The organism is Nostoc sp. UIC 10630 (assembly GCF_010747425.1).
Classification (GTDB): Bacteria; Cyanobacteriota; Cyanobacteriia; order Cyanobacteriales; family Nostocaceae; genus Nostoc.
Window position 1 is genome coordinate 123,107 of record NZ_JAAGOG010000003.1, and the last position, 10,504, is coordinate 133,610.

Annotated in this window: 12 protein-coding genes; 6 read left to right on the plus strand and 6 right to left on the minus strand. The window is 39.4% G+C overall.

Features of this window, described 5'->3' with window-relative positions:
- Positions 1 to 3: 3 nt before the first annotated feature.
- The gene (locus G1O98_RS01915; protein WP_163926917.1) at positions 4 to 174 is read left to right on the plus strand and encodes a hypothetical protein; all 171 of its coding nucleotides are present in this window, start codon (positions 4 to 6) and stop codon (positions 172 to 174) included.
- Positions 175 to 186: 12 nt separating this feature from the next.
- Here G1O98_RS01915 and G1O98_RS01920 read toward each other — a convergent pair whose 3' ends face one another.
- Both G1O98_RS01920 and G1O98_RS01925 read right to left on the minus strand, forming a co-directional pair.
- A complete protein-coding gene (locus G1O98_RS01920; protein ID WP_163926918.1) occupies positions 187 to 540 on the minus strand; it encodes a type II toxin-antitoxin system PemK/MazF family toxin in 354 nt (117 codons plus the stop codon).
- Positions 541 to 562: 22 nt separating this feature from the next.
- Positions 563 to 799 (minus strand): hypothetical protein, encoded by a 237-nt coding sequence (locus tag G1O98_RS01925; RefSeq protein WP_163926919.1) that lies wholly within the window; start codon positions 797 to 799, stop codon positions 563 to 565.
- A 181-nt stretch (positions 800 to 980) separates the two neighbouring features.
- Here G1O98_RS01925 and G1O98_RS01930 point away from each other — a divergent pair, with 181 nt between their 5' ends.
- A complete protein-coding gene (locus tag G1O98_RS01930) occupies positions 981 to 1,199 on the plus strand; it encodes a type II toxin-antitoxin system HicB family antitoxin (protein ID WP_163926931.1) in 219 nt (72 codons plus the stop codon).
- Positions 1,200 to 1,366: 167 nt separating this feature from the next.
- On the opposite strand, the gene G1O98_RS01935 is transcribed toward G1O98_RS01930, so the two are convergent.
- From G1O98_RS01935 to petN, 3 genes are all read right to left on the minus strand, one after another.
- Positions 1,367 to 4,495, minus strand: coding sequence for a GAF domain-containing protein (locus G1O98_RS01935; RefSeq protein ID WP_163926920.1), 3,129 nt, complete (start codon positions 4,493 to 4,495; stop codon positions 1,367 to 1,369).
- Between the two features lie 152 nt (positions 4,496 to 4,647).
- Complete coding sequence (locus G1O98_RS38690) at positions 4,648 to 4,809, minus strand: hypothetical protein (protein ID WP_012408301.1); 162 nt, start codon at positions 4,807 to 4,809, stop codon at positions 4,648 to 4,650.
- 7 nt (positions 4,810 to 4,816) lie between these two features.
- Complete coding sequence (gene petN / locus G1O98_RS01940) at positions 4,817 to 4,906, minus strand: cytochrome b6-f complex subunit PetN (RefSeq protein WP_012408302.1); 90 nt, start codon at positions 4,904 to 4,906, stop codon at positions 4,817 to 4,819.
- A 277-nt stretch (positions 4,907 to 5,183) separates the two neighbouring features.
- Between petN and G1O98_RS01945 the strand changes: the two genes are divergently transcribed.
- From G1O98_RS01945 to G1O98_RS01960, 4 genes are all read left to right on the plus strand, one after another.
- Positions 5,184 to 7,070 (plus strand): ATP-binding protein, encoded by a 1,887-nt coding sequence (locus G1O98_RS01945; protein WP_163926932.1) that lies wholly within the window; start codon positions 5,184 to 5,186, stop codon positions 7,068 to 7,070.
- Between the two features lie 30 nt (positions 7,071 to 7,100).
- Entirely contained in the window at positions 7,101 to 8,366 is a 1,266-nt protein-coding gene (locus G1O98_RS01950; protein ID WP_163926921.1) for a response regulator, read from the plus strand.
- Positions 8,367 to 8,487: 121 nt separating this feature from the next.
- Positions 8,488 to 8,922 carry a hypothetical protein gene (locus G1O98_RS01955; RefSeq protein WP_163926933.1) on the plus strand — a complete coding sequence of 145 codons (435 nt, stop codon included), beginning with the start codon at positions 8,488 to 8,490 and terminating at the stop codon, positions 8,920 to 8,922.
- A 211-nt stretch (positions 8,923 to 9,133) separates the two neighbouring features.
- The gene (locus G1O98_RS01960; protein WP_163926922.1) at positions 9,134 to 9,694 is read left to right on the plus strand and encodes a 3'-5' exonuclease; all 561 of its coding nucleotides are present in this window, start codon (positions 9,134 to 9,136) and stop codon (positions 9,692 to 9,694) included.
- Between the two features lie 74 nt (positions 9,695 to 9,768).
- Here G1O98_RS01960 and G1O98_RS01965 read toward each other — a convergent pair whose 3' ends face one another.
- The gene (locus tag G1O98_RS01965; protein WP_163926923.1) at positions 9,769 to 10,158 is read right to left on the minus strand and encodes a hypothetical protein; all 390 of its coding nucleotides are present in this window, start codon (positions 10,156 to 10,158) and stop codon (positions 9,769 to 9,771) included.
- Positions 10,159 to 10,504: the final 346 nt, after the last annotated feature.

Below are 10,504 nucleotides of genomic sequence, written 5' to 3' on the forward strand. Positions count from 1 at the left end.
GCCATGAACCATTTTGGGTTAGACAAGGACAAAATACCTCAGCAATTTTACTTAGTAATAATAGAGTGTAACAATACTAAATCTTATGTGATTAAAAAAGAGCGATCGCCAAATCTCCACAGTGCGATCGCTCTCTCCTTCCTCTGTGTTCTCTGCGTCTCTGTGGTTCGTTAAAAAGAGCGATCGCTAATATATTGGGTGAGAAATATTTAAGACAACAGCTAATGCTTGACAAACAAGTTGCATTTCTGAGTCAGAGAGTTGACCTAGTTTTCTAACTAATCTTGTTTCTGAAACTGAACGTATTTGAAAAGTATCTACACCAGAAACTTTAGCTAAACTGTTCTCTGTGCTTGGTTCCAGCCGCACCATCCAAGGTCTAACAGCATATCTTTCTTTCCAATCCGTAACTGGGACAATGACCTTCAAAGGCAAAATCCCAATAGCATCATCATTGACTATGATACAAGGACGTTTTTTGCTAATTTCTGTCCCTACTGTTGGATCTAAATTAACTAACCAGACTTCACCTCTATACATAATTTCCTGAGTTGTGTAAGCCTTAATCTGGATAGTCGCAAAAGTCTTCTCCCTCTAAGTCAGAGAATATATCTAACTCACTACCAGGTGCATAATCTGCAATAGCTGTCACTGCCGCTAGTGTTAATTGGCGTTTTTGCTCATCTTTGGTAAGTGAGTGTTTTTCTTGAAGAACTAATTGCAGGGCTGACTCAGCTATCTTCAGGCGATCGCTTATGCTCAGATTTGGGAGTGCTTGGAGAATTTCTTTAGTTTCCATATTAATTCATAAAGCAACTTATATTATTAATGCTAGTGAAATTATGATAAGCGATCGCCTGCAAAAATCTCCACAGTGCGTAGGTGTTCGCGTAGCGTCTCGTAGAGAAGCTCGCCAAAGGTCTTACTCTATATCCTCTGCACCTCTGTGGTTGCTTAAAAACAGTGAGAGAATCAAGAAGATGAGCAAATTTAAATATCAAATGCTAATTAAATGGTCTGATGAAGACAACTGCTTTTTAGTCGGATTTCCCGATTTCCCTGGACAGCCTTTTCGGACACATGGCGATACTTATGAGAAAGCTGTTGCAAATGGTGCTGAAGCATTGGTGTCGCTAATAATGGCTTATGAAGCCACCGGGGAAGCACTTCCCAAACCGACCGTTTGTAAGGCAGCTTAAATGGGTAGTGCGTTGACAAAGTGACTCGCTTGTTTTGTATAGCCTAACCTGACTTTATAAGCTAGGCGATCACCTGCAAAAATTTCCACAGTGCGATCGCCTTTTTCCTCTTTCCTCTATATCCTCTGTGTAGCCTCTCGTAGAGAATGCTTCGCCTGTTTTTTTCCTTAACTAACTATCCCTTTCATTGGAATTTCTATCCAGAACTCACAGCCATTACCAGGTTCAGAAACACATCTGATATTACCGCCGTGTTTTTCTACAATAATTTGGTAGCTAATAGATAACCCCAAACCGATACCTTGTCCAGGTTGTTTGGTGGTAAAGAAAGGTTCAAAAATTCGCGATCGCATTATTTCTGGAATCCCACAACCATTGTCGGCAATCCAAATCAGAATTGTATTCCCTTCGATTATTTCTGTACGAATCCAAATTTTCGGATCGTCAATTATTTTTCCACAATTTGCTGAGTTTTCAAGTGCATCGATCGCATTGTTGAGAATATTCATAAACACCTGATTCATCTGCGCTGGATAGCAGACTACTGGGGGCAATTCACCATATTGCTTAACTACCTCAATAGCAAAAGAATTAGTTTGTGGTTGCAGTCGATGTTGTAAAATTAGCAAAGTACTGTCGATGCCTTCATGAAGGTCAACAGGCTTGATTCCGGCTTCGTCAAGTCGAGAAAAAATTCGTAATGATAAGACGAGTTGAGAGATTCGCTCTGCCCCCATCTTCATTGAAGTCAGAATTTTGGGCAAGTCATCACTAATAAAATCTAGATCTAATGCTGCTACTTGCTTTTGAATTTCTCCTGTTGCCTTAGGATACTGTTTCTGATAAAAACGCAGTAATTTAAATAAATTTTCGGTATGTTCCGTAATATAGGTGATGTTGCCATAAATGAAACTAATCGGGTTGTTAATTTCATGCGCTACACCAGCAACTAACTGCCCTAAGCCTGCCATTTTTTCACTTTGAATCAACTGGCTTTGAGTGTTTTGTAATTCTTTAAGAGTGTGAGCAAGTTCTTCTTTTTGACGTTGAGTTTGTTCAAGTAATTCCGCTTGCTGAAGACCTACGCCTAACTGAGTACCAATCTGCATCAGCAAATCTACCTCATCTTCTTGCCAATCACGCGGTTTGAGATTTTGATAAGCTGCTAGTAATCCCCAAAGTTTCTCGCCCTGAAAAATCGGCACAATTATATATGCCCTAACCTCCATTAGTTCAAGCAGAGCAATATGACAGATAGAATAATTGGCGCTGTAAATATCTTTAATCACACTACTTTTACCATTAGCAAAGTTTCCACCTTGGGTTTGTTGCAAGTAATCATCTGCAACTACAGGTAAAATTTCCTTTACTGGTGTCCAACTTTGGGCTAAAGACTCAGCAACAAATTCACCACTCCAATCAGTCCTGAATTTATAGATTGTGACTCGATCAACTTCCAATAACCGTCGGACTTCTTCTGCACTGGTGGCAAAGATGGTATCAATATCAAGAGACTGGCGAATTTTCTCCACTGTCGCAGCTAGAGCCTTCTCCCTTTCGGCTGCTTTCCGTTCTCGTTCGGCGGCTTTAGCCAGTTTTTGGGCTTGCACCTGCATCTGTTTCAATGACTCAGCTTGCTGTAATGCTACCCCCAATTGAACGCCAACTTGTGCCAATAAGTTGATTTCCTCATCTTGCCAATAACGGGGCTGGGAGTTTTGATAAGCTACTAACAATCCCCACAGCTTCTCGCCTTGAGAAATTGGGACAAAAACTTCATTGCGTGCATACTTACCCGCTTGCTTTCCTTGCACAAGAACGCCTTCTGTCACAGGCTGCGGCTTAACCATTGGTGTCCAGCCATCAACTATAGAATCAGCGACAAACTCGCCACTCCAGTCAGGATAGAAGCGATAGATTGCGACTCGTTCCACTTCTAATAACCGACGAACTTCTTGAGTAGTGGTTTTAAAGATGGCTTCAATATCAAGAGACTGACGAATTTTTTCTACCGTGTTTGCTAGTGCCCTTTGCCTTTCAGCAGCTTTGCTGATATCTGCTGCTTGAATCTGCATTTGTTGGATAAATTCCGCTTGCTGCAAAGCCACACCTAGTTGAGTGCCAACTTGATTAAGCAAGTAAACCTCATCTTTTTGCCAATCACGGGTTCTGGCATTTTGGTATGCTGCTAGCAAGCCCCAGAGCTTCTGACCGTGGTAAATGGCAATAATCACATAAGCTCTTGCTTGATAGATTTCTAAGATTTTAATGTAGCAGTCGCTAAAGCCTGAATTATAAATATCATTACAAACACGATAAACTTCACAGCGGCTGAAGCTACCACCCTCTGTATCTTGCAAGTAGGTATCAGCGACTGGAGGTTTAGCTAAATCTTTGGCGCTACATTCACTGACATTTTCACTCAATTCCGGTCGCTGTAATTGTTCGTCAATGAGGGAAATCCAACCCTCTGCCACTGATTCAAACACGAATTCACCACTCCAATCGGGATTGAAGCGATAAATAGCCACGCGATCAGCATTTAGCAGTTTCCTAAGTTCTGCGGTGCTTGTGTGGAAAATGCTTTTTAAGTCTAGAGACTGACGAATTTTCTCAATGGTTATGGCTATGGTTTTCTGCCATTGGGCTGCTTTTTCTCTGGCTTTTGCTTGTGCTAGTTCTGCTGATTGTAGTTTTACTTGTTCTAGGTAGTCTGCTTGCTGTAAAGCAACCCCTAGATGTTCGGCGATTAATTGCACAAACTCAATTTCTGATGCTTCCCATTGTCGAGGACTACCACACTGATGAATACACAACAATCCCCATAAATCTTTACCTTTGATCAAGGGGGCAGTTATATTGGCACGTACTTGGAATTTTTCTAGAATCTGGATGTAGCAATCACTGGCATTAACTTGATAAATATCAGCTATTGCTCTAATCCGGCCTTGCTGATATAGTTCTGCGAACTCCTCACTAAAGCAGTGGTCGCGCAGTTTGGCTGCTAATGCCGAATCCCATTCTGTTGCCACATCTTCATAGATAAATTCCCCTTCCCATGCCAAATCAGGATAGAAACGAAACACACCAACTCGATCGCTTTTTAGAAGTTGGCGAACTTCAGTGACTGTAATTTTGAAGATAGTTTCTATATCTAGAGACTCGCGGATGCGAGCAATAACTCCAGACAAGGCTTTTTGTTGCTCGTTCTGACGCAAGGAGGATGTCACAGCTGAATGAGATTCTTGCTGTTCTGAATTTGGTTCTATGGGTTGAGTAGTAGAGGAGTTTTCCATTCCCAGTGGGACTTTAAATATTGAAAGTCTTCTATCTCATGATTCCCGTTGCGATCGCAAAGGTAACAGTTCTTTCCTTAGAATGCCAAAAAACAATATAGGGACACGATAGTATCGTGTCCCTACAAGAACATTTTTCAACCACGAGAAAATTATCGCCGCTTGGGAGTGGCGCTGCGGCTGGTGCGTTTCTCTTCATCTCGGCGACGGCGATCGCGCCAATCTGCCACGGTTAAATAACCAATACCACCGGTGACTACTACAAGCAGCAGTACGGCAACTAAAGCTAAAATACTCAAAAATGGACTTTCCACAATGCCTCTATAGTCCGTTACGTCCCCAAACTACCATTGCAATTGACCAAGTGAACACAACTAACAGCGATACCCAACCTAGTGTCAAAATCTCCATAGTCCCGCTTTTCAAATAATTACAAAAGGTTTCTAATATTTATCATACAGGGATTGGGCAGGCTGAGATTTTTTTATAAATGGCATTGTAACTTTGGCTGGCGATGTCTACGACGGGCTACGCCTACGCAAAATATACACCATTTTTCTTGGTAAGCTAGCACTTCAAGCATTAATAAAGACGAATGTAAAAAAATAGCGATCGCGCTTTCCTACTAGATGGTTTGGGAATACTAGGGTTACGGGTATATATTCCAAATCCTACAACCCCTAGTATGATGCAGACATTCTTCAACTATCCTTTCCAATCTAACGGTTTTATTCCCCACGGACATTGTTATCTTTGGCAAACTGGATTAGTTTGGCTCCACATTATTTCTGATGCCACGATCGCTCTGGCCTATTATTCTATTCCCTTCCTATTGATTTACTTTATTTCCAAACGCAAAGACGTTCCTTTCAATGGAGTTTTTTTGTTATTTGGTGCTTTTATCATTGCCTGTGGTACTGGACACTTAATGGATATTTGGACACTTTGGTATCCAAACTATTGGATTGCAGGTGGTTTAAAAGCTTTAACTGCAATTATTTCAATATACACGGCATTTGCGTTATTTTATCTTATGCCTCAAGCTCTGATACTACCCAGCCCAGCCCAGTTAGAGGTTATCAATCAAGTCCTTTCAACAGAAATTGTCGAGCGCAAGCGTATTGAGAAAGAACTACGTCAAGCAGAAGAAGTCGCTCAAAACTCTAGCCAAGCCAAGAGTGAATTTCTGGCTAACATGAGTCATGAACTACGCACACCTCTTAACGGCATCCTGGGCTATACACAAATTCTCCAACGCACAGAATCTTTAAGTGAAAAAGGACGCAAAGGACTCAGCGTTATTTATCAATGTGGTTCTCATCTTTTAACCTTAATTAATGATGTCCTGGATCTCTCTAAGATCGAAGCCCGGAAGTTGGAATTGTATCCTGTTGATTTCTACTTGCCTGCCTTTATAGATAGCGTGACTGAAATTTGCCGCATTAGGGCAGAACAAAAAGTCATCGCATTTCATATTGAAATCGATCCTAATTTACCAACGGGTATTCATGCTGATGAAAAACGCTTGCGGCAAGTACTGATTAACTTGCTTAGTAATGCCATGAAATTTACTCATCAAGGCAGTGTCACTTTCAAAACTCAGGTCATCAATCAAGAATCAAATGCTAATGGAAAAACTAACTACAAAATTCGCTTTGAGGTAGTAGATACTGGCACTGGTATAACTCCTGAACAAGCCGAAAAAATCTTCCAGCCCTTTGAACAAGTGGGAAGCCAGAAACGACAATCTGAAGGTACAGGCTTAGGATTAGCAATCAGTCAAAAAATTGTTTTGTTGATGGGTGGTCAAATTAAAGTGCAAAGTGAATTTGGCAAAGGTAGCACTTTCTGGTTTGAGGCAAACTTTTCAGAATCTAAAGACTGGGCAAAGGTTTCTAGAGTAGTTGAGCAGGGAACTATTATTGGTTATCAAGGGCAAAGGCGCACCATTTTGATTGCGGATGATAAATGGGAAAACCGATCGGTAATTGTTAATTTACTAGAGCCGGTTGGGTTTACTGTTGTAGAAGCTAGTAATGGTCAGGAAGCATGGGTACAGTCTCTAGCCCACAAACCAGATATGATTATCACTGATTTAGTGATGCCGATATTGGATGGATTTGAGTTAATTAGGCGTTTGCGTCAGTCTGGGCCATTTAAAGAAATTCCGATCGTCGCTTCGTCAGCAAGTGTGTTTGCAGTAGACCAGCACAAGAGTATTGATGTAGGTGCAGATGCCTTTTTACCAAAGCCTGTAGAAGCTGAAAATCTACTAGAAATGCTACGACAGTTTTTGCAACTAGAATGGATTTTTGACGTTAAGTTAGACACTATCAAAAAAATCTCTAAAGATGGTTCTAATCAACAAAATGAAATGATTCATCCTAGCAAAGATGTTTTGCAAGAGTTACTCGAATTATCACAAGACGGCGACATTCAAAATATTTTAGAACTGGCTGAAAAACTTTCTGCATCTGATGAGAAGCTAAACATGTTTTCTCAGCAGCTCATGCAGCTTGCTAGTAATTTCCAACTCAAACGTTTGGAAACTTTTATTGAAAAATACATCAATTAACTTCAGCTAAATTCCAATTTCCAATTCATCATGATCAAACCCCTAAATAACGGATTTATTTTAATTGTGGATGATAATCCAACAAATTTATCTGTCCTGTGTGCAGCGCTCAATAGTGAGGGTTTTCGTTTCCGTGTTGCAGTGGATGGAGAAACTGCGATCGCTCAGGCTGAACGCAATCAGCCAGAGTTGATTTTGCTGGATGTACAAATGCCGGGTATTGATGGATTTGAAACTTGTCGTCGTCTCAAAGCCAATCCTGCCACCCAAAACATTCCGATCATTTTCACTACCGCCTTAGCGGATACGGAAAGCAAAACGAAGGGATTTTCTCTTGGCGCAGTAGATTACATCCCTAAACCGTTTGCACAAGAGGAAGTCATTGCTAGAGTGCGCGTACATTTGCAACTCAAAAAATTGACTGAATCTTTGGAACAACAAGTTAGCGATCGCACCAAGGCTTTGCAACAAGCTCAAGTCCAACTGGTACAGCAAGAAAAACTATCAACACTCGGAGAGTTAATCGCTGGTATTGGCCATGAAATCAACAACCCCATCAATTTTATTTCCAGTAATATTCCACCCTTGGAAGAATACATTGCAGGAGTAACTGAGTTGCTCCTACTGTATGAACAAGAGTATCCCAACCCAACAGCTAAAATTACCACTGCGATTGAGAAATTGGACTTGAACTTCGTTCTCGAAGATATGGTAAAAATTGTGAACTCACTTCAGCTAGGAAGTGAACGAATTCAAAACCTTTCCAATTCACTCCGCAACTTCTCTCGCTCGGATAGTGATATAAAAATACCTGCTGATTTGCACCAAGGACTAGATAGTACACTAATGATTTTGCAACACCGCCTCAAAGCTAACGGCGAGCGTCCCGGTATTGAAGTTATTAAAAGTTATGGAGTATTGCCAGAGGTAAATTGCTATCTAGGGCAGATGAATCAAGTATTTATGAACATTCTGGCAAATGCAATTGATGCCCTTGATGAAGCTATAATGCAAGGCAAAATGAGCAATCTAATTCCTGAGATTAAAATTGCAACAGAAATAGATTCTGAACAATTGGTTATAATTCGGATTGCTGATAACGGAATTGGGATTCCTGAACGGCTTAAACAACGCTTGTTTGAGCCGTTGTTTACCACAAAAACCGTTGGTAAAGGCACTGGACTTGGTTTGTCAATCGCTTATGAAATAGTTGTAGAGAAACACAAAGGTGTATTAAATGTAAATTCTCAACCAGGTAAGGGAACTGAATTTATCATCAAAATTCCCATAAAATAGAAGCATTTAATTCATTACAAAGCTGCTTTAGCATTTATCATACTGGAGATAAGGAAAAATTTCTCCAATACCTAATCACTAATTTATATATAGAGTGAATCCAATTTTAGATCCTCAATTAATGGCAGAACGCATAGAATCCCTCAAAGCTGGAATACTGGGAGGTTTCTCTGTGTGTTTTGCTTTTGTACTTGTCAGTCTTTTGAATACTTTTATACTAGCGAATTATTTTCACAACCTTGCAAGTCTGCACAGTGATATTAACTGGCACTTGTGGGTGAGTGGTGCGTTAGCAACTTTTAGCGGCTTACTATTTGGTGTCACTTACCGCTATATCATCCGCTCAGATAAAAATCCCCAACTTAAAGCTGGTGGGGTTCTGGCCTTTGGTTTGGTGCGGGGATTGACTCAGATAGAGCTTGGGTTGAATTCAAGCATCACAATTTGGCCTTTTTTGGCATTAGCGGCAGAAAGTTTATTGTGGTTTGCGTTTGCTGCGATCGCTCTTGATTTTGCGATTAAACTCCGTTGGATTAAACCTTTTTCATCAATCTAAATTTCTTTTCTCTAAGTATAGTAGTCGCATATAGATGTGAAATCCTACAAGGGGTTGTGGCGCAAATAAATAAAAAGCTGGAAGAATTACGATTTTGTAGTATACTTAATACAATTAGCATACAAGCGCTACTTATGTAATATATTGTGTCATCTCTCAAAAATAAGTATAAATAATCACTAGTATTTGTTCACAGTATTTCTTCCCTAATATGCAAACTAAAATATCCCACTATTATTTGATAGTCGATCTGGAGGCTACGTGCTGTGACAAGAAGACTATTCCTCGTCACGAAATGGAAATCATTGAAATTGGTGCGGTGATGCTCAATCGAGCAACATGGGAAATTGATTCTGAGTTTCAGCAATTCATCCAACCTGTGAGACATCCACAACTGACAGATTTTTGTACCGAATTGACTAGTATTCGGCAGCAAGATGTTGATGAAGCACCAAAATTCATTGAGGCAATTTCTCGATTTAAACAATGGATTTATTCATTTCCCTATATTTTTTGTTCTTGGGGGAATTACGATAAAAAGCAATTTATTCAAGATTGCGCGTTTCATAATTTTCCTTATCCTTTTACTTCAGAACACATAAATATCAAAGAGAAATTTTCAGAATATCTTGGCGTATCTAAAAAATTTGGTATGGCACAAGCTCTTAATGAGCTAGGGATAAAATTGAAAGGCACACATCATCGGGGCATTGATGATGCTCACAATATTGCATCTATCTACAGACAGATTAAAAGCACCAAAATAAACTGAATAATGGAAAAGTCGTAACATACCATTTTAAAATATTGCGGTAGATTACGAAGATTTTTGCTACAAAATTATTTCTAGTCAAAAGGATTTTTGGAGGAACCTTTTTTGTTATTGGGTGAGTATTCAGAACAATTCATAGCTTCTCCGGTAAGAACAATAGAAGGATTGACTGCACATTTTAGATAATGATTATTTGAATAAAATCGACACTTTTTACAGGGAAGTTTGTGTAAACCGTTAATAGAAATAACCATTTTATCATCTAAAAATGCCCGGATTTTTTGTAATATTAGAAAAAAAACTACCCAACCAATTAGAAAGCCAACAGGAGATAAGGATATCGCTAGATCGGGGATGCTTAATTCATTCGTTTGTGCTTGTTCATTTCTTGCTTCACTCAAGTTTCCTTGATGTAAATTACTATTGGCTACTAGAGTTTTTTGCAAAATTAGATCGTGATACATATTATTTACCTTTTCCTATATGTATTTACTAACTTGATTTTTGATAGTCGGCTCACTAGAAATTTAGAACCATAACAAACTTAAAAATTATCCATATTTGTTCATACTAGATATGTAGATATCAAAAAGCTTTGAACAATAAGGGTATTTATGGATTAGATTGTTTCGTGTGTATTTTAATTAACTAACAATCACTACACAACTGTCAGTAGCATATATTTTAATGTTTACAATGGTTTAATTATAGGTTTAGCAAAATAAGACTTCGCCTATATCTGCCAAGAGTTTTGCTTGTTATTTTAAGTTATATACCCAAGGGAAGAAATTAGAGAATGGACTTATAACT

What these genes read in the sequence shown, in the direction of transcription:
- G1O98_RS01955 (WP_163926933.1), top strand. Translation starts at nt 8,488, where the DNA reads ATGGCAGAACGCATAGAATCCCTCAAAGCTGGAATACTGGGAGGTTTC.
- G1O98_RS01945 (WP_163926932.1), top strand. Translation starts at nt 5,184, where the DNA reads ATGCAGACATTCTTCAACTATCCTTTCCAATCTAACGGTTTTATTCCC.
- G1O98_RS01930 (WP_163926931.1), top strand. Translation starts at nt 981, where the DNA reads ATGAGCAAATTTAAATATCAAATGCTAATTAAATGGTCTGATGAAGAC.
- G1O98_RS01965 (WP_163926923.1), bottom strand. Translation starts at nt 10,158, where the DNA reads ATGTATCACGATCTAATTTTGCAAAAAACTCTAGTAGCCAATAGTAAT.
- G1O98_RS01960 (WP_163926922.1), top strand. Translation starts at nt 9,134, where the DNA reads ATGCAAACTAAAATATCCCACTATTATTTGATAGTCGATCTGGAGGCT.
- G1O98_RS01935 (WP_163926920.1), bottom strand. Translation starts at nt 4,495, where the DNA reads ATGGAAAACTCCTCTACTACTCAACCCATAGAACCAAATTCAGAACAG.
- G1O98_RS01915 (WP_163926917.1), top strand. Translation starts at nt 4, where the DNA reads ATGAACCATTTTGGGTTAGACAAGGACAAAATACCTCAGCAATTTTAC.
- petN (WP_012408302.1), bottom strand. Translation starts at nt 4,906, where the DNA reads ATGGAGATTTTGACACTAGGTTGGGTATCGCTGTTAGTTGTGTTCACT.
- G1O98_RS01920 (WP_163926918.1), bottom strand. Translation starts at nt 540, where the DNA reads ATGTATAGAGGTGAAGTCTGGTTAGTTAATTTAGATCCAACAGTAGGG.
- G1O98_RS01950 (WP_163926921.1), top strand. Translation starts at nt 7,101, where the DNA reads ATGATCAAACCCCTAAATAACGGATTTATTTTAATTGTGGATGATAAT.
- G1O98_RS01925 (WP_163926919.1), bottom strand. Translation starts at nt 799, where the DNA reads ATGGAAACTAAAGAAATTCTCCAAGCACTCCCAAATCTGAGCATAAGC.